Annotated in this window: 17 protein-coding genes; 11 read left to right on the top strand and 6 right to left on the bottom strand. The window is 35.3% G+C overall.

Annotation, left to right across the window (positions count from 1 at the left end; all coding sequences use genetic code 11):
• Positions 1–7: 7 nt before the first annotated feature.
• Genes era through CQA43_RS08120 form a run of 3 tightly spaced genes read left to right on the top strand, consistent with a single transcriptional unit; the run spans position 8 to position 4,083 of the window.
• Positions 8–949, top strand: a complete 942-nt coding sequence (gene era / locus CQA43_RS08110; RefSeq protein ID WP_115552091.1) for a GTPase Era — start codon at positions 8–10, stop codon at positions 947–949.
• 20 nt (positions 950–969) lie between these two features.
• Complete coding sequence (locus CQA43_RS08115; RefSeq protein WP_115552092.1) at positions 970–1,944, top strand: L,D-transpeptidase family protein; 975 nt, start codon at positions 970–972, stop codon at positions 1,942–1,944.
• Between the two features lie 6 nt (positions 1,945–1,950).
• On the top strand, positions 1,951–4,083 hold the full coding sequence (locus CQA43_RS08120) for an ATP-binding domain-containing protein (protein ID WP_115552093.1): 2,133 nt from the start codon (positions 1,951–1,953) through the stop codon (positions 4,081–4,083).
• Positions 4,084–4,120: 37 nt separating this feature from the next.
• Here CQA43_RS08120 and gatC read toward each other — a convergent pair whose 3' ends face one another.
• Both gatC and CQA43_RS08130 read right to left on the bottom strand, forming a co-directional pair.
• On the bottom strand, positions 4,121–4,411 hold the full coding sequence (gene gatC / locus CQA43_RS08125) for an Asp-tRNA(Asn)/Glu-tRNA(Gln) amidotransferase subunit GatC (RefSeq protein WP_115552094.1): 291 nt from the start codon (positions 4,409–4,411) through the stop codon (positions 4,121–4,123).
• Complete coding sequence (locus CQA43_RS08130) at positions 4,408–5,121, bottom strand: TetR/AcrR family transcriptional regulator (RefSeq protein WP_181881666.1); 714 nt, start codon at positions 5,119–5,121, stop codon at positions 4,408–4,410. Before CQA43_RS08130 ends, gatC begins: the two co-directional genes overlap by 4 nt.
• A gap of 161 nt (positions 5,122–5,282) precedes the next feature.
• Between CQA43_RS08130 and CQA43_RS08135 the strand changes: the two genes are divergently transcribed.
• Genes CQA43_RS08135 through ung form a run of 7 tightly spaced genes read left to right on the top strand, consistent with a single transcriptional unit; the run spans position 5,283 to position 11,073 of the window.
• On the top strand, positions 5,283–5,756 hold the full coding sequence (locus CQA43_RS08135; protein ID WP_115552096.1) for an RNA pyrophosphohydrolase: 474 nt from the start codon (positions 5,283–5,285) through the stop codon (positions 5,754–5,756).
• On the top strand, positions 5,756–6,961 hold the full coding sequence (locus CQA43_RS08140) for an aspartate kinase (protein ID WP_115552097.1): 1,206 nt from the start codon (positions 5,756–5,758) through the stop codon (positions 6,959–6,961). The genes CQA43_RS08135 and CQA43_RS08140 overlap by 1 nt, the downstream gene beginning before the upstream one ends.
• An 8-nt stretch (positions 6,962–6,969) precedes the next feature.
• Positions 6,970–7,515 (top strand): HobA family DNA replication regulator, encoded by a 546-nt coding sequence (locus CQA43_RS08145; protein WP_115552098.1) that lies wholly within the window; start codon positions 6,970–6,972, stop codon positions 7,513–7,515.
• Positions 7,516–7,527: 12 nt separating this feature from the next.
• The gene (locus CQA43_RS08150; RefSeq protein WP_115552099.1) at positions 7,528–8,202 is read left to right on the top strand and encodes a DNA polymerase III subunit delta'; all 675 of its coding nucleotides are present in this window, start codon (positions 7,528–7,530) and stop codon (positions 8,200–8,202) included.
• Positions 8,203–8,220: 18 nt separating this feature from the next.
• On the top strand, positions 8,221–9,384 hold the full coding sequence (gene folP, locus CQA43_RS08155; protein WP_115552100.1) for a dihydropteroate synthase: 1,164 nt from the start codon (positions 8,221–8,223) through the stop codon (positions 9,382–9,384).
• Positions 9,384–10,370 carry a hypothetical protein gene (locus CQA43_RS08160; protein ID WP_115552101.1) on the top strand — a complete coding sequence of 329 codons (987 nt, stop codon included), beginning with the start codon at positions 9,384–9,386 and terminating at the stop codon, positions 10,368–10,370. Before folP ends, CQA43_RS08160 begins: the two co-directional genes overlap by 1 nt.
• A 10-nt stretch (positions 10,371–10,380) precedes the next feature.
• Positions 10,381–11,073 (top strand): uracil-DNA glycosylase, encoded by a 693-nt coding sequence (gene ung, locus CQA43_RS08165; RefSeq protein WP_115552102.1) that lies wholly within the window; start codon positions 10,381–10,383, stop codon positions 11,071–11,073.
• Here ung and CQA43_RS08170 read toward each other — a convergent pair.
• A complete protein-coding gene (locus CQA43_RS08170; RefSeq protein ID WP_115552103.1) occupies positions 11,070–12,341 on the bottom strand; it encodes a DUF2130 domain-containing protein in 1,272 nt (423 codons plus the stop codon). The genes ung and CQA43_RS08170 overlap by 4 nt on opposite strands.
• Positions 12,342–12,719: 378 nt before the next feature.
• Here CQA43_RS08170 and CQA43_RS08180 point away from each other — a divergent pair, with 378 nt between their 5' ends.
• Positions 12,720–13,223, top strand: coding sequence for a DUF4149 domain-containing protein (locus CQA43_RS08180; RefSeq protein ID WP_115552105.1), 504 nt, complete (start codon positions 12,720–12,722; stop codon positions 13,221–13,223).
• Here the strand turns inward: CQA43_RS08180 and CQA43_RS08185 are convergent.
• The 3 genes from CQA43_RS08185 to CQA43_RS08195 are packed head-to-tail and all read right to left on the bottom strand — an operon-like array spanning position 13,198 to position 18,079.
• Positions 13,198–15,534: a PD-(D/E)XK nuclease family protein gene (locus CQA43_RS08185; RefSeq protein WP_115552106.1), complete on the bottom strand. Its 2,337-nt coding sequence runs from the start codon at positions 15,532–15,534 to the stop codon at positions 13,198–13,200. The two genes, CQA43_RS08180 and CQA43_RS08185, sit on opposite strands and share 26 nt — an antisense overlap.
• 3 nt (positions 15,535–15,537) lie before the next feature.
• On the bottom strand, positions 15,538–17,484 hold the full coding sequence (tkt, locus tag CQA43_RS08190; RefSeq protein WP_115552107.1) for a transketolase: 1,947 nt from the start codon (positions 17,482–17,484) through the stop codon (positions 15,538–15,540).
• Between the two features lie 13 nt (positions 17,485–17,497).
• Positions 17,498–18,079: a bacteriohemerythrin gene (locus CQA43_RS08195; protein ID WP_115552108.1), complete on the bottom strand. Its 582-nt coding sequence runs from the start codon at positions 18,077–18,079 to the stop codon at positions 17,498–17,500.
• Between the last annotated feature and the right edge of the window lie 218 nt (positions 18,080–18,297).

Raw genomic sequence — 18,297 nt, forward strand, 5'->3', positions numbered from 1 at the left:
GGAATCAATGAATTTGGAAAATCCTCATAATACTCTAATAGAAAAAACAGAATCCCAAGGGGTTTGTGATTCCACAAAAGCAGGATTTGCGGCTGTTCTTGGGCGTCCAAATGCAGGCAAAAGCACCTTTTTAAATACACTTGTGGGAGAAAAGCTTGCTCTTGTCTCCCACAAGGCAAACGCCACACGCAAACGTATGAATCTGATTCTTATGGAAGGAAAAACGCAGATTGTTTTTGTAGATACTCCCGGAATCCACACACAAGAAAAACTGCTTAATCAATATATGCTCCAAGAAGCACTCAAAGCAATGAGTGATTGCGACTTATTGTTATTTTTAGCCCCTGTTACAGACAAAATTCACTTTTATGAAGAGTTTTTAAATAATGCCAAAAAGCCACATATTGTCTTACTGACAAAAACAGATTCTGTTCCCAAAGAAGAGCTTTTAAAAACTATTAAAATCTATGAAAAATACCAAAAAAATTATCAAGCTTTGATTCCTGTCTCTATCAAAGATTTAGGAAGCTTAAAACGAGTAGTGGAAGTTGTGGCAAGGCTTATGCCACCAAATCCTTATTATTATGACCCTGAAATTCTTAGCCCAAATACCACTAAAGACATTGCAAAAGAGATGATTCGGGAAGCACTCTTTGATAATTTGAGTGATGAATTACCTTATGAAAGTGATGTACAAATCACATTATACAAAGAAAAACCACACATCCACCACATTAAAGCGACGATTGTCGTGCATAAAACAAGTCAAAAAGGTATGGTGATTGGCAAAGGTGGCGCGACACTTAAGCGCATTGGACGTGAAGCGCGTTTAAAAATAGAATCTTTCGTCAGACAAAAGGTTTTTTTGGAGATTTTTGTAAAAGTCATTCCAAGCTGGTGCAAAGAACGCGAAAGTCTTAAAAAAATGGGGTATAATTTTGAGGATTAATTACAATAAATGGAGTGTTTATGAGAATTTTTAAAGTCTTTGGGTTATTTTTGACAATCATAATGGCGCAAGCCAATGACTTTGAATGGGTAAAGATTTACAATGAAGGTGGCATTAAAGCACTAGAGCGCAAGATAGAATCCGTGATTCAAAGTCCTGCCTATTGGGAAGATGCCTTAAAATCACAAGATACGCGGTTTGGATATTATGAGGATTTGCAATATTTATTTATAGCAACCAAAAACAAACCGACTTTAAAGCTTTATTCTTTGGAAAACAAGCAATGGAATGAAAGACTTAATGTCAATAGTTTGGTTGGTTCTAAAGGCGGACATAAGGAGAAAGAGGGAGATTTAGCCACCCCTATTGGTGTTTATACACTTAATGCACGTTTAACAAATTTAGACCAATATTATGGACCTCTTGCTTTTAGCACAAGTTATCCTAACCTCTTTGATAGACTTCAAAAACGCACAGGGGGTGGCATTTGGATTCACGGAATGCCTCTTAATGGTAATCGTGAGGAGCTAAATACACGTGGTTGCATTGCGATTGAAAATGATATTTTAAGCTCGGCAGACAAGATTATCAATTACAGAGATTCTTTGCTTATCACTTATAATAACAATATAAAAGAAGTGAGTAAGAGTGATTTGAGCGTATTGCTAGCTAACTTATATGCTTGGAAGGAATCTTGGAAAACGAATGATGTGAAAAAATATTTAGGATTTTATAGCCCTAATTTTGTGCGTTTTGACGGAATGAAATTCAATGATTTCACACAAAACAAACAAAGAATCTTTGCAAAAAAAGAATCCAAACAAATTGTATTTTCTAAAATCAATATTACACCCTACCCTAATGAAGAAAATAGGAATTTATTTAGAATCTCATTTTTTGAAGATTACAAAGCTCCAAGCTACAATTTCCATGGCAAAAAAGAACTTTATGTGGAGTTAAAAGATTCTAAAATGCAAATTTTAGTAGAGCAATAAAGAGAGATGGCACAATTTTTTCCTCCTATTTCTGATATTTTTCTTTTTAAGATTCAGCCTACGGAGGGGGAGCTTGCTTTACTTCGTTTTCTTGAGGTTAATTTAGATGAACATTACGAAGTTTATTTTAATCCCTATTTGAATGGCGACCGCCCAGATATAATCATTTTAAGGAAAGAATGGGGAGCATTGATTATTGAAGTAAAAGATTGGAATCTTGAAAGCTATTTTATAGATGAGAACAAAAAATGGCGCGTACTCCACCAAAATACACTTGTCAAATCCCCAATTAGTCAAGTGTGTAAATATAAAGAAAATCTTTTTGAACTACATATTGACAATCTACTGAATTTAAAAATTAACAATATAAAGTATTTCAATATTGTAAAATGTGCCATATATTTTCATAAAGCAACAAAAGAACAAATAAATACACTGATACAACCATTAAAAAATGACAAATCCTTGCGTTTCAATATTGATTTATTAAGCAATGATTCCTTAACAAAAGAGAATTTTAATAAAATATTTTTCAAAACCCATTCCGCTCAAAATAAGCAATACTTTACAGATGAGATATACAACAGCTTCAAAAGAGTGCTGACACCGACATTTCATATGCAAAATGACGGAAACTTCATAGAATACAATAAAAAACAAAAAGAAATCATCTCCAAGCCAATAAAAGAAATGAGGGTAAAAGGCGTCTTTGGTTCAGGTAAAACAACCACTCTTGTTGCAAGAGCAGTAAAGACTTATCAAAAACTAAAAATGGATAAGTTACACCCAAAGATTCTTATCTTAACCTACAATTTGACGCTTAGAAATTTTATACGTGATAAATTAATTCAAGTGCATAGGGATTTCGAAATAGCAGATTTTACCATTATTAATTACCATCAATTCATCAAAGCAGAATTAAATAATATGGAAATTGAAATGGAAATACCCCACAAAAACAAAGGAATGGAGATTGAAGAATATTATGATAAATACTACTCCAATGAACAATTATTTGCTAAAAATAAAGACAAAATTATCCCTTATGACGCTATTTATATTGATGAAATACAAGATTATAAACGAAGTTGGATGAATATTATCAAAGATTCATTTCTCGCTCCAGAGGGAGAATATATTATTTTTGGCGATGAAAAGCAAAATATTTATGGTAATCCAATCAAAAATAAAGATATTATCACAAATATACTAGGGAGACCAACAGAATTAAAAATCTGCCACCGCTCAGATTCAAAAATTAGAGATTTGACATTAGAATTCCAAAAAACACTTTTTAGCAAGAAATATGAACTAGATAATATGGTGAATGAAAAAATAGGTAAGGGTCTCTTTGAGAAAGAAGGTTACACTAAATACACCTATTTTTTAAATATGCCCATTATCCCAACAATTTACGATATTATACGCGAAAATATATTGCACAAAATACATAATGTTTCCCCTAATGACATTACTATCCTTGGATACACTTTACCCTTATTAAGAGAGCTTGACTGCTATTATAGGATTCTATCAAGAGAAAATACTAAAACAATGTTTGAAACCACTGAAATAATGTATTTAAGCGCGCTTTCAGATAATGAAAAATGGCTTGATGCACTTAGAAACGAACTAGCAAGAAATAATTACCCCAACAACACAAAATTATCAGACGAACAAAATATAAAAATAAAAAAATTCATTGCCCAATTATTGTCTATTGCAGAACTTTACGCAAAATATCCAGAGAAGATAGAAAAATGCTTTAGTGAAAAATGTGAAAATTTTAAAATAGGATTCGATTTTTTTCTATCCTTTTTAAAGACAAATGCAAAAGAAATCCAAGGTTTTAGAAGCAAAGTAAATAAAGCAAACTATGAAATTATACGTAGAAATAAGAAAATTCACTTTTGGATGAATTGTGGAATGCTCAAAATCTCAACCATTCATTCCTTTAAAGGTTGGGAAAGTCAAGCGGTCTTTCTTATTATAGAAGATAAAACTACAAAAAACGAATTTGATGAGTTGCTTTACACAGGCTTCACAAGAGCAAGGGAAAATCTTGTCATTATCAATTTCGGGAATGAAGAATATCATAAAATCTTAAAACCAATGTTTGATAAAGTCAATAAGCAATAAATTAAGCTTGCTTTGCCATTAGTCTTGCAATGAGATTTTACTCAATAATCTTAGGCACAATAAAGAAATTTTCCTCTGCACTTGGAGCATTTTTAAGAATCTCTTTGGCGATTTCTAACTTGGATTCTACTTCATCTTGACGCATAGGCAATTTAGAATCCAAAGGGTTAAAAGACGCCGGAATCTTGTCCAAATCTAGCTTATTAATATTCTCAACAAAATTTACAATCTCACTTAAATGCTTTTTTGTCTCTTCTAACTTTCCTTCTTCTAATGTAATTCCGCCCAACTTGGATAATCGGTTTAACAAATCTGTATCAATTATCATTTAATTTCCTTATAATGTTTAAGATAAAGCATAAAAATTTTAATTGCACGTTTTAAGGCATATTCTATTTCACTCTCCTTTGGAGTTTGATAATTGGAATCCATTAAAGAATACATCCAATAAGGTTCAATCACAAGGTGAATCAGTATTCTTGCACATTCTTCAACTTCCTTTTGGTCAATGTCCAAATTCATTTCATCTTTATAAGCTTCAATGCCTTTGACAAAAAACAAATTTAAAACATTAGAAGTTTGGTTGAAAATTGTTGCAAACTTTGGATTATCATAGCATTCCAAAAGCATTAATCGCATAAAGCTTATGTTTTTAATATCAAGTATTTCACGAATCAAATGCAAACCAATATCATAAAAATACTTTTCTACCTTTAGATTGAAATTCATACTTTGGACATAAATTTTATTCAAAGATTCAATCAAATCCCTCCCGTTAAATTCCATAACCTTTGAGAATAAATCTTCTTTATTGCCAAAAATATTATAAATTGTCGCAAAAGAACCTCCTGTTTGCGCAACAATCATCTGAAGGCTTGTTTTTTTGTAGCCATATTTCAAAAATAACTCTGTTGCGACTTTTAGAATTTTTATTTGCTTTTGTTGCATTATCTGCATTTGGATTTTATTTGCTTTTGTTAAAACCCCTTGCGATTCTTTCTTAATAGTCTTTTTATTTGTTTTTTTTTGTATTTGCAACATTAAACCTTTCTAAAATTTTTATAAATTAAACAATGCAAAATTATCTGTTTAACTTATAAGCTAAAATTTATGATAATTTTACAAAAATAATGAGTTAATATCAACTGCATTTAAAAACTTTTAAATTATTATTTCTAAAAATTTTTAAGGAGTAGCGAGTGAAAAAAGAAACCAAAACTTACAGACCTAATGTCGCTGCTATTATCCTTTCTCCTAAATACCCCTTAACTTGTGAATTATTCATCGCAAGTCGGACAGATATTAAAAATGCTTGGCAATTTCCACAAGGTGGAATTGATAAATCTGAAACCCCAAAAGAAGCATTATTTCGGGAATTAAAAGAAGAGATTGGAACAAATAAAGTAGATATTATTGCGGAATATCCGGAATGGATTAGTTATGACTTTCCACCACAAGTTGTCAAAAAAATGTATCCTTATGACGGACAAATTCAGAAATATTTTCTAGTGCGATTACAAGAACAAAGAGAGATTGATATTGACACAGAAAAGCCCGAATTTGACGCATATAAGTTTGTAGGTGTCAATGATTTATTTAATCATATTACTTATTTTAAACGTCCTGTTTATAAACAGGTTTTAGAATACTTTAAAAGAAAGGGGTATTTATAATGCTAATCGTTCAGAAATATGGCGGAACAAGTGTTGGGGATTGCGAAAGAATCCAAAATGTCGCAAGACGCGTCATTGAAGCAAAAAAAGCAGGCAATGGCGTAGTGGTTGTTGTTTCTGCAATGAGCGGAGAAACGGATAAGCTATTGGGTTATACGAAGTTTTTTTCTCGTTTGCCAAATGTCCGTGAAACCGATATGGTATTAAGTGCTGGGGAACGCGTTACAAGTGCGCTTTTAGCGATTGCATTAGAAGAGTTGGGTTACAAAGCCATCTCTTTGAGTGGGAGAGGTGCTGGAATGATAACAGACGATTCGCACACCAAAGCACGAATAGAATCCATTGACACTGCACGTCTAAACGATTTGCTCGCCAAAGACTATATTGTCGTTGTTGCTGGATTCCAAGGCGTTACGCGCAAAGGAGAAGTTACAACGCTTGGACGAGGCGGAAGTGATTTGTCTGCAGTAGCACTTGCAGGTGCATTGCAAGCGGATTTGTGCGAAATTTACACTGATGTAGATGGTGTTTATACAACTGACCCGCGCATTGAGCCAAAAGCTAAAAAGATTGATAAAATCAGCTATGATGAAATGCTAGAGCTCGCCTCTATGGGCGCAAAGGTGCTTTTGAATCGCTCCGTAGAAATGGCGAAAAAACTCAATGTCAATCTTGTTACAAAAAATAGTTTTAACCACAATGAAGGAACATTAATCACAAAGGAAGAGGAAATTATGGAACACCCAATTGTAAGCGGAATCGCATTAGATAAAAATCAGGCAAGAGTAAGTATTTGCAATGTAGAAGATAGACCCGGAATCGCAGCAGAGATTTTTGGCGCATTGAGTGAGGCAAACATTAATGTGGATATGATTGTGCAAACTATTGGGAGAGACGGAAAAACCGATATAGATTTCACAATCCCTGAAGTAGAACTAGAGAATACCAAGCGTGTATTAAAGGCTTTTGAAAGCAATGTAGAAAGCATTGATTATGATAGTGATATTGCCAAAGTTTCTATTGTAGGCGTGGGTATGAAATCTCATAGTGGCGTGGCAGCAAGGGCATTCCAAGCACTTGCAGAAGACAATATTAATATTATGATGATTAGCACGAGTGAGATTAAAATCTCTATGGTGATTCGTTTAAAATACGCAGAATTAGCGATTCGCACTCTACACAATGTGTATGAACTAGACAAATAATCCAAATTATGCAAGATTTATCTAGCTGGACATTGCAAGCTTTGCGCTATGATGCAAGCCACCCAACTTGGCTTGAAGAGCGAAAATTTGAGTGGATTCCGTTAATCAAACGCGCCTTACAAAAAATTTTCAATGGCGAGAGTATAATTTTGATAACTGATAGAGATAGAGAATGGTTTATGAATTATGTGATTAGCTCCATCAATAAAACAAACAATCGCCCTTATGTGCCAATCATCAGCATTCAAACACTTTTTCCTCAATTAGATAAAACACACAAAGATGAAACGGAAATTTCTTTAATTAACGATTATTTGGATAATGTCTTTTCCCAAAAATATTTTTTCTGGTATGTGGGACATAATGACACAACGCGAGCAAAGCTTGCACTAAGCCACGAAGATGGTTTTCTGTGGATATTTGATACGCGTTTGCAAAATAGCTTTACTTTACAATCCACAGATTCTCTTGTGGATATTCACTTAATGCAAATGTATAGAATCTTTAATCTAACCTTGGAAGCCGCAATGTTTGGGCGTGTAAGCTTAGATTAATCTAGGATTTTTATGCGAGATTCTAACGCAATTCCTACTCTAAATCCCTCAAGCAATTCCAATCTTGGACGCATTTTACTTGTCAATCACCCCATTAGTGCAGCAGGCGAATACTATGAAAAACAAAATCAGCAAAATTATCGTCTCTTTTGTGCAGAGGAATTGACGATTGAAATCTCCCGTGCGATTATTGATGAAAGCTATATCGCAAGCGAAAAAACAAAAACCATTTTGATTGCCGCAAATTCTTTCAATATTTATGCTCAAAATGCTCTTTTAAAAATCTTAGAAGAACCTCCAAATGGAGTTATTTTTGTTCTTTATGCTAGAATGAAATCTCTGCTTCTTCCGACAATTCGTTCGCGCCTGCCCATACTCAATCACACAAACAAACAAAAATTACCTCCTTTTGCTTTGGATATTCGCACGATAAATTTAGAAAAAATTTATTTATTTTTGAAAGAAAAACAAAAAGAAATGAATAGTAACACCCTTAAAATAGAGATTCAAAGCCTTTATTTAGACGCGTTAAAAATTGGCTTACATTTTGATGTCAAGGAAACAAAAATATTTGAACGCGCACTGATATGGGAGCAGCAACACGAAAAATCACACCATATACTTTTGGTTTTGCTATTATTAATCTTGCGCAAGAAAAAACAAAATTTTGCTCGTCAAAACTTTTGATAGTTTAAAAGGACAACAATGGCATTTGTGCAGTATTTAGAAAATTGTGAAAACGAACTTAAAAACCTCCATTGCGAAGATATAGGTTACCAAATCTTACGCAACAAAACAAAAACCTTTTGCTTCTCTATCCAATCCCTAAAAGCACCTGCAGCAAATATTTTAAAACAAGAAGCTTTAGCAGTCGGTGCAGATTTTGCCTTGCCAAGAGATGCGATTCTTTATAAACGCGAAATTTACAATGGAATCCTAATGCTCAACCTCTCACAGAGCAAAGCACTACTAAAAAAACTTAAACTACAACCTTTTGAATTAAAACAAGTAGCACAAGATTTGGAATCCCACCTTAAATTTCATCGTTTTAAACCTAAAATTATGGGGATTATCAATGCAACTCCCGATAGTTTTTATCAAGATTCTAGGAAAAGTGCGCAAGAGGCAAAACTAAGAATCCTAGAAATGATACAAGAGGGGGTAGAAATTATAGACATTGGCGCGGCAAGCACACGACCAGGCAGTGCTTGGGTAAGCGAAGAGGAAGAAAAAGCGCGTTTAAAAAATATTTTAGATTTCATCAAGCAAGAAAAAATCAATGAAAAAATCATCTTAAGCATTGACACCTACACCCCAAATGTTGCAAGAATGTGTTTAGATTGTGGCTTTCATCTTATAAATGACATCACAGGATTCACCAAAAAAGAAATGATTGAGGCTGTGCGTGGCTATGATTGTGAATGTGTTGTAATGCATATGCAAGGAAACCCAAAAGAAATGCAAAACAATCCACATTATCAAAATCTATTTGTAGAGATAGATAAATTTTTTGAAACACAAATAAAAGCATTAGAAAAATCCGGAATCTCAAAAATTATCCTAGATATTGGCATAGGATTTGGCAAGACCTTAGAACATAATTTGGCACTTATTAAGCATTTAGGGCATTTTTTGCACTTTGGTTATCCTCTTTTGGTCGGCGCAAGTCGCAAAAGTCTGATTGATAAAATCACGCCTTGTAGTGCGGAGGAACGATTAAGCGGCACTCTTGCGATTCATTTAGAATCCCTAAAAAACGGCGCAAGCATTATTCGTTGCCACGATACAAAAGAGCATATTCAAGCACTCAAGACTTGGCTTGCCTTGCAAGAGACAAAACTTGACATTCCATCACAAGAGGTGATTTGATGAACAGACGCGAAATTATTTGGCAATTAAGCCAATATGGTTACACAAAAGAAAAGCTTGAAAGTATGCCGATGTCGGACCTTGCAAAACTTTTTAAGCAAACCTCCAAAGAACGCATTACAGAATATATGAATACCTTGCGCGCAGACAAACAAACAGAAATTATACCCGGAGAGGATTCAAATAATATTGAACGAGAAATGGAACTTGTCTATCACGCAATTTCGGTAGAAGACATTAATTTTGCGATTCTTTATGATGCAATAGAAAAAATCCTAGAAAAATACGATTTAAACGAAGCCATTGAGCTTGTGCTGTCTCAATCTAGTGATAAGCAATACAAACAAATGACGCAAATTACAGAAGTTGCTTATCGTTCTTTTCAAGAAATTCTGTTAGATAGAATTGAAAAGTTATGCGAATTTTATCCTGCAGAGGAACGATTTGAGCAGTTAAAATTTTATGGAGACCGCCGAGAAGACATAAACTTTTTGCGTGAAAGTATCGCAAATATGAGTGCGCAAAACAATCAAGAGCGTTTGAGCAAAATTGCTTTACTCAAATACGACATTATCCGTGATTATTACCCAGATTCTATGTATGAAAACTACGAACAATTTTATGAAAACGAAGAAGAAAAAAACGAGATTATTGAACGCATTATGTCTCTTACAAAAGCCTATACTCGCCCTATGCTCAAAGCCAAAAAATTTCAAGTGCTTTCGCATATTGAACGCGTTTTAATTGAAGACCGCGACAGAGAAAAAGAAGAAAAAGCACTGATTAAACAATATACAAAAAAACTTGGCGATGTGATTCTAAGCGAAGATGAACTCGCCTTTGCAATGATGTTAAAAGAAGCACTAGGTGTGTTAGATGAACGCGATGTTACACGCATTATTGGCAATTTTGATATTTCAAGCAATCCTATTTTATTGCAACGTTTTAATGCAATTATGCGCGACAACCGCCGCACAAACAAATAGAGGCAAAACAATGGAATCACAAATTAAACTTGAAAATATCAAAATAGAGCAAGGCTGGAAAGAAATTTTAAAAGATGAGTTTCTATCACCCTATTTTGCAGAGATTAAGGCACATTATTTGGAGGCTAAAACAAGCGGTGCGGTGATTTATCCTCCTGCAAAACTTATTTTTAATGCGTTTAATCTCACGCCCTTTGACAAGTTAAAAGTTGTACTCTTAGGACAAGACCCCTACCACCAACCTCATCAGGCAATGGGATTGTCTTTCTCTGTGCCTAGTGGGGTTAGGATTCCGCCCTCATTGCAGAATATTTATAAAGAATTACAAATGGATTTAGGAATTCCTCCTTGTCAAAGCGGAGATTTAAGCTCTTGGGCGCGCGAGGGTGTATTGCTCTTAAATAGCATTTTGAGTGTGGAAGCAGGCAAGCCCACCTCTCATCAGCATTTTGGTTGGCAACATTTCACTGATGCCGTGATTTCACAAATCAACTTTCACTGCGAGGGAATTATTTTTTTATTGTGGGGAAATTATGCAAAAGCCAAAAAATCCTTGATTAACCCCAACAAACATTTTATTCTTGAGGCTGCCCACCCCTCTCCTTTAGCGCGTAGCGGGTTTTTGGGTTGTCAGCATTTTTCAAAAACCAATGCGATTCTTACACAACTTGGCAAAACACCGATTAATTGGAGGCTTGATTAAATATTAGAGTCCTCTATCAAGTTTTCGTTAAAAGGAATCTCTAAGGCTTTCACATTGCCAATCGCATTTCCTGCGATTCCTTTAATAGAACCATACATATCAATCGTATTTTCAAGCACCTTTTGAATCTGCTTTTCACGTTGCTTCCATAGTCTCTGCATTGCGCGTTTCTCGGAATCTAAATCACTCTGCATTTGTGTAAATCCCTCTACAATCGCTTCTATTTGCATTTTAAATTCAGAACTCGTGAGATATTGATAAAGCAAACCCATTTTATCCTGCTTGTTTTCTTGGGATTTTTGTGCGATTTGCACTCTTATCACGCCTTCTCTTAACACAGCACAAAGAGCCTTAAACTCCTCAAAGGTGCAAATCCACACGCCATCTAGCAACCCCATTCGTTCTAGCTCCTTTGGCATTGTTTGACTAACAATCACACCCACATCTGCATTTTCCTTGCGCATATCTGCTTTAAACTTTTCAATCCACGCGCGCTGAAACTCCTTTGTGCGTTTGCTTTCGTAATAAATCTTGCCACAATTTGGAATCTCTCTTGTATGCACAATCTGCACGCAATCCCCCCCATGCGCTCCCTTTTTAATCTCTACAATATCATCTAAGGGAAATTGCACCTGTAAATATTCCTCAATCGCTAGTTCCTGCACCTCTCCTTGTAGCTGTTGCGAACCAATCTCTACCTTTCGTTGTGCTTCTTGGAGTTGCTTTTTAAGTCCCTCTAGTTGCTGCTCTTTCTCACGAAATCTTAGCTCATTTTGCGATTCTATTTCTTTATGTAACTTTTCTTTAAAGCTTGCCATTTCTTGTGCAAGACGCTCTTGCTCTTGGGCTTTGATTTTAGATTCTATCTCTCCTTTTTCTCTTTTTAACTTCTCAATTTCCGCTTTGCTTAGGTTTAATTCCCTGACTTGATTGGATTTTTCCTCCAATTCTTTTTGCATAGTTTTCAAGGCTTCTTGATATTCTTGCGCAAATTCTTGTTTAAGAGACTCTTGAAGTTTTTGTCTCTCTTGCTTTAAGGATTCTTTGGTGGCTTGTTGGACTTTTTCTTGCAAGGATTCCTGCTCGGCTTGTAATGCCTCAAAAGCTTGCTTATATTCCTTTCTTTTTTGTGCAATTTCTGTTTCAAATTGCTTTTTGGATTCTAAATTTTCCTGATAAATCTTTTGCTCAATCTGATGATACACAATAGCTTGCACATCAATTTGTTTCCCACAATTTGGGCATTTTATGCTATTTTCTTGGTTCATTTTTACTCCTTATTCCGACTATTATAACCTAGATTTTCAAAAAATAAAATCCCTTTGGTTTTGTTGGCAAAATGTATTTTAATTCCAATTTTAAAATAAAAATTAAGCACAAAAAATGATTTAAAAACACCCGACAAGAATAACATTTCATAGCGCATTTTTCCCGCTTTCTCTTTTTTAAATCCCAAGCAAGCCCTTAAAATCTCGTGGTTTTCTTTAAAGTTTTGGAGAATAGGGAATCTAGCTACACAGAATACTCTATTTTATTGTGCCTAAGAAACAAACCCACGTTCCTTTTATTTTTTGGAGCAACAACGCAAACTTAAACAACATCGCAAAGCAATTTGGTTATAATTCAACAAAAATCAAAGGATTTTTATGCAAAGTTTTTTCAGATTACAACCCTACTTTTTAGTCTTTTATCTGCTTTCTCTAGGCATTACGCTTGGTGCGGTGATTGCAAGCGGAGCTTTGAGTGCGCCCTCTATCTTTCGTGCTCCCGCTCTTGTGCCAAACCTAGAAATGACACTCTTTCAATCAGGAATCCTAATGACAAGCATTTTTGTCAAGCTCAATATTCTTTTAAACTTCCTTGCTGTTGTGATACTATTCTATGAGATTCTCTCCTTTCGTGTGAGTAACGCTAGAATCGCCCCGCTTTTAGGACTTATTAGCATTGTTTTAATCTTTCTTTTTACCCTTTATTATACGCCTTATATTTTGCAAGCACAAAGTTTGGGCGAAGAGGGAATCGCAAATGCGACTTTTGATAAGTTGCACACACAATCAGTTTATGTTTTTAAGGCTCTAATGGCAAGCCTATGCCTGCTCTTTATTGTCAGGACATTAAAGGCGATTAATAGCGGTTACAAAGGTAAATAAAGTCGCAATATTGGCAAGCTTCGCGCTTGCTAGCTAATACAAAATTCACTTCTTTGGAATCTTTTTTAATCGTCTCTAATTTTTCTTGCAAAACTTCAATCTTCGCATTCAAGTCTTGTTCTCGTTTAATTTGCGCTTCATATAAATCATAGAATCCCGCTTGAATTTGCTTAGGATTACACGCGCAAATCGCACCTTTTTGAATCGCTAAAACATAGATGGGCAACTGAAAATCTGTGGCTTTTTCATAATTTTTAGATTCCACCTTTAAATTACGCTTGTATTTATAGTCTAGCACACAAACTTCATTGCCTCTTTTATCTATCCTATCTATACGCCCTTTAAGCGCAAATCCCGCAAACTCAAAGCAAAAATCCTGCTCAAAGGCAAAAGGAATCCAGCCAGACTCCAAACGGACTTTTTCTGATTCAAAGAAATTTTTGAGATATTTTTTTGCTAATGCGCTTTCAAAAGATTCTTTTAAACTATGGCTTTTGTCCATTTCCTTGCAAAACTCTTGATACATCAAATCCATATTATAATCTTGCGTCCTTTGATAGATTTCTTTTAAAATATTATGGATTTTGCTACCAATATTCACTGCCTCATTCGCAGCCTCTTTGAATCCCAAGATGTAACGATAATAAAATTTACGCGGACAAGTCAAAAAACACTGCAAACTTGTCGCACTAAAATCTTTTATCTCCAAAGGAGCGACAATTTCGCACTCTTGATAATTTAATGCCTTACCGCTCAAAAAATACTCACTATATCGTGTATCTGCCTTTAACAAAGGGGAATTTCCAAAAATAGAATCCTCCAATAAGAAGCGCGAGGGCTTATTTTCATCGTTGCTTAAGCACATAATCCAAGCTTGGCAGCTTCCTTGTAATAATTTAGCATAATAATGTTTTTGTAAATTTTCACGACTTTTTCGTGTAGGCAACCCTATTTTCTCACGCATTGCAGTGTTCAAAAACAAATCTTTATCACTTAGGCTCGGTACATTTCCTGCATTAAACTCTGGAATGATGACATAGGGAAAGCACACGCCACGTGTCTCCAAAATCCCCACTACACTAATGCGTCCGCCACCGACATCATCTAATGTAACTTCTTCTATCATATCCAAAAAAGCCAAAATCTGTTCTTGCACACTCAAAGATGTAAGATATTTTAAAGCAAAATCAAATTGCTCTAAACCCTCTAAAAACTTCTCTTTGACTCGTTGTGCCTCTTTGGAATTTGCCTCTAAATTCTGCAAAAACTCTTTAAAAGATTCAAAATCTAAAAAATTGGGAATCGCTAAGGTAGAATCTTGCTCCTCAACCTGCGGAGATTCATTGCAGTTTGCTTGCGCATTTTGCGCTTTAATAGCATTTTTGAGATTCCGATACAATGCGCTTGACTTTAAAGCACTCCCCATAGCATAGTTAAAATTGCGTGCTTTGTCAAAAAGCCTTAAATAGTGCGCAAACTCTTCATTAGGCAAAACAATGCAAATCTGCTCTGGTGTGATTCCTTGTCCCAACCACACATCAATTTGAGCAAAAATACCACCCACTTCTGCTATTTTATCCCTAAACTCCAACACTTGAACTTGCGATTCTTTGCCCTTAGAATTGATGTTTTGCACAATCTTATCATAACTTAGTTTATTGCAAAACAACACAATCTCATAAAATCCTATCTCCAAAGGGATTTCAAATAGTTTTGTATAATACTCTTGATTAAAAGAATCCAAATTCAATTCAAAAGTAATGGGCAATTTCTTAGAAATTTTACGCAACACCTGCATTTCAAATTGGCTCAAAAAACCCTCTAAATGAATCACAATTCTTTCAAACGGGTAAAGCAACTCAAAAGTAATTTGGTAATCCTCTAAAAAATATTTATCAAAAAAATGATTTTTGATTAAAATTTCTTGATAGCTTTTAAAAATTGCTTTCAAGACTTCCAAATGGTCGTCATAAAAGGCATAAATATCAGAATTTGCTAGCGATTCCAAAGAAACACATTCCGCACACAATTCATCATAAAATTTTAAAAAAAAAGTAGAATTGAGTAGAAATTGCGTGAAATTCCTAGCAAAGTTGCCTAATTTTTGTGTATTTTGATAATTTTCTTGAATTGCTTGATACAAATAAAAATTGCGCAAAAAAGGCGGAATCTTTCGCTTTCCCTCCACCCTTAAAATAAAATCTAAAAACTCGGCAATACTTTTTGCACTCGGTAAAAAATCCTCTGTATAATTTTGCACAAAAAAATGCTTCATTGCGCGTGTATTGGAAAACAAATGGAGGCTTTCCACCTTTTATCCCAAATGTTTTTTGGCAGTTTGTATTACATTTTCCACACTAAAACCAAAATACTTAAATAATTCCTCGCCCTTTCCGCTTGCGCCAAAACTAGACATACCAATCACTTCCTCTGCAAAAGCAAACCATTCCAAAGCACGACTTGCTTCTAATGCAATGACTTTGCCTTTCAACAAAGAATCCCGATAATCTTTGCTCTCCTGTATAAATAAATCATAACAAGGCACACTAACAACTTGCGTTGAGATTCCCTCTTGTTCTAGCTTTTCAGCACTCTTTAGAGCAAGCTCTATTTCGCTGCCACTTGCTAGAAGTGTGATTTTTGGGTTTTGCAAATCCAATTTAGAAGCCAATTTCAAATATGCACCTTTTTGCACGTTTTCTTTAGAAACTTTTTCTAAAATTGGTAAATTTTGACGACTTAAAACAAACGCGCATGGTCCCTTAATCTCAAAAGCCACTTGCCAACAAGCAACATTTTCAAAGGCGTCGCAAGGACGAAAAACATTGAGGTTTGGCATAGCGCGAAAATGGCTTAACTGCTCAATAGGTTCGTGTGTCGCCCCATCTTCTCCAACACCGATAGAATCGTGTGTCCAAATATAAAAGACTTTACTTTGCATTAAGCTTGCCACTCTAACACTTGGTGCTAAATAATCACTAAACACAAAAAAGGTAGCACAAAATGGCAAAAACAAACCATAATTAGCCATTGCATTACTGATTGCGCCCATTGCGTGTTCTCGGATTCCAAAGTGAAAATTTCTACCCTTTGGAAAATCTCCCTTGCCTTTTAATTCTGTATTATTGGACGGAGCTAAATCCGCGCTTCCCCCAACAAATCCGGGTAAAGCCTGTGCGATTGCATTCAAGATGATTCCATTACTTGCACGCGTTGCAATTGCTTTGCCTTGCGCTTCTTGTTCTTCAAAGTTTGGATAAACAATTTTGCTAAAATCTGGCTTCAACATTTCCTCTAAAAGAGATTTCTGGCTACTTTCTGCAAAGATTTGATTCCATTTATGATTTTCTAATTCTCCTAATTCTGCGGTATTTTGGAAGCGAATTTTGCAAGATTGCGGGATAAAAAACTGCTCCTCTGGATTGAATCCCAAGCTCTCTTTTGAGATGCAAATCTCCTCTGCCCCTAGCGGTGCTCCGTGTGCTTTATGCGAGCCGCAGAATTTTTGCGAACCTTTGGCAATTTGTGTTTTTGCAATAATTAGCACGGGCTTAAGCGCACTTTTTGCCTTTTTTAAAGCCTCATCAATCTCTAGGAAATTATGTCCATCTATGCTGAACACCTCCCAATTTTGAGCCTCAAAACGCGCCTTGATATTTTCGCTCATCGCAATGCAACAATCTCCCTCAATCGTAATGTTATTAGAATCATAAATTAAAATTAAATTGTTTAAGCCGTGATGCCCAGCAAGCGAAGCAGCTTCATACGAAATACCCTCTTCTAAATCCCCATCGCCACACAAACAATAGACTTTGTGATGAATCAAATCCTCACCTAGCATAGAAGCAGCAAGCTTACCCGCCATTGCAAACCCGACTGCATTTGCGATTCCTTGTCCTAGCGGTCCTGTGGTGATTTCAACTCCGGGAGTATGTTTGTATTCTGGGTGTCCGGGCGTTTTAGAACCAAATTTACGAAAGTTTTTCAAATCCTCCAAGCTCACTTCAAAACCCCATAAATGCAGCAGAGAATACACAAGCGCACTTGCGTGCCCACCACTAAAAATCAATCTATCACGATTAATCCACTTAGGATTTTTTGGATTTAGTCTAATATGGAATCCAAGCACCACCGCAATATCTGCTAACCCCATTGGAGCACCAGGGTGTCCGCTATTGGCATTTTGCACCATATCAGCACAAAGAAACCGCAAAGCATTTGCCATCAAAGCATATTCGTTTAACTCATTTTTATCTAACATTTTGTCCCCCTTATTACTTAGGTTGAATTGCTTGCTTGCAAACTTTACAATTAAAAACACCGCCTGCACGAATCTTTTTATCTACATCTATCGGCACATAATGCACCTTATTAGGACAACTGCAAAAATATTCAATTTTTTTGTTTTCAGTTTGCACAGGCTTTTCTTCAGGTTTTGGTTCTGTTGGTTTTATAGGGAGCGGGCAGGTATTGCGGCGAAATTTTTCAATTTGCATATCCTCTTTAATAATATGCACCAAAAGCCAATTTTTTGCAATTTTTGCAATCTCATCTTTTAAATCGTTAAGATTCTGCACACGCGTTACTGCACTTACCATATCCCTAATAATGTCTTGATGAATTGCCCTATGTGCCTCCAAACGAGGAAAAGAAATGGATTGCATATACTCTTCCTCGTCTTTAAAATGCTCCTTTGTATATTCAAGCAATTCACGTAAAACCCCAATCACTTCCTCTTTGCTTGATTTTTTTTCTGTCATCATATAGGCACGACCTGCGATTTCAAATAGCTTTTTGTGCTGTTCATCAATCTTTTCATTATGCACGCTAATTTCTTTACTCCATGCTGGTAACATAACAACCCCTTTTTACGCAAGTGTTTATTTCAAATCACTAAAATTTAATTCTACTACAAAACTACTTAATTCTTTTTATTTTTATAGAATTTTATTTCGCCTTGCAGCTTTGTTTAAGATTATATTTCCCCCCCAAGCAAGTTTTTAAATGTGTGTGGCAAGAGTCCTCACAAAAAGTCTTAAAGGATTGTAATTTTAGCCTTACGATTCGTAATTCA

Origin of the sequence: Helicobacter ganmani (assembly GCF_003364315.1) — a bacterium.
GTDB classification, from domain to species: Bacteria; Campylobacterota; Campylobacteria; order Campylobacterales; family Helicobacteraceae; genus Helicobacter_D; species Helicobacter_D ganmani.

Excerpts from the sequence above, each read along its gene's own strand:
- era (WP_115552091.1), top strand. The coding sequence starts at position 8 with ATGAATTTGGAAAATCCTCATAATACTCTAATAGAAAAAACAGAATCC.
- CQA43_RS08115 (WP_115552092.1), top strand. The coding sequence starts at position 970 with ATGAGAATTTTTAAAGTCTTTGGGTTATTTTTGACAATCATAATGGCG.
- CQA43_RS08120 (WP_115552093.1), top strand. The coding sequence starts at position 1,951 with ATGGCACAATTTTTTCCTCCTATTTCTGATATTTTTCTTTTTAAGATT.
- gatC (WP_115552094.1), bottom strand. The coding sequence starts at position 4,411 with ATGATAATTGATACAGATTTGTTAAACCGATTATCCAAGTTGGGCGGA.
- CQA43_RS08140 (WP_115552097.1), top strand. The coding sequence starts at position 5,756 with ATGCTAATCGTTCAGAAATATGGCGGAACAAGTGTTGGGGATTGCGAA.
- CQA43_RS08145 (WP_115552098.1), top strand. The coding sequence starts at position 6,970 with ATGCAAGATTTATCTAGCTGGACATTGCAAGCTTTGCGCTATGATGCA.
- CQA43_RS08150 (WP_115552099.1), top strand. The coding sequence starts at position 7,528 with ATGCGAGATTCTAACGCAATTCCTACTCTAAATCCCTCAAGCAATTCC.
- folP (WP_115552100.1), top strand. The coding sequence starts at position 8,221 with ATGGCATTTGTGCAGTATTTAGAAAATTGTGAAAACGAACTTAAAAAC.
- CQA43_RS08160 (WP_115552101.1), top strand. The coding sequence starts at position 9,384 with ATGAACAGACGCGAAATTATTTGGCAATTAAGCCAATATGGTTACACA.
- ung (WP_115552102.1), top strand. The coding sequence starts at position 10,381 with ATGGAATCACAAATTAAACTTGAAAATATCAAAATAGAGCAAGGCTGG.
- CQA43_RS08170 (WP_115552103.1), bottom strand. The coding sequence starts at position 12,341 with ATGAACCAAGAAAATAGCATAAAATGCCCAAATTGTGGGAAACAAATT.
- CQA43_RS08180 (WP_115552105.1), top strand. The coding sequence starts at position 12,720 with ATGCAAAGTTTTTTCAGATTACAACCCTACTTTTTAGTCTTTTATCTG.
- tkt (WP_115552107.1), bottom strand. The coding sequence starts at position 17,484 with ATGTTAGATAAAAATGAGTTAAACGAATATGCTTTGATGGCAAATGCT.
- CQA43_RS08195 (WP_115552108.1), bottom strand. The coding sequence starts at position 18,079 with ATGTTACCAGCATGGAGTAAAGAAATTAGCGTGCATAATGAAAAGATT.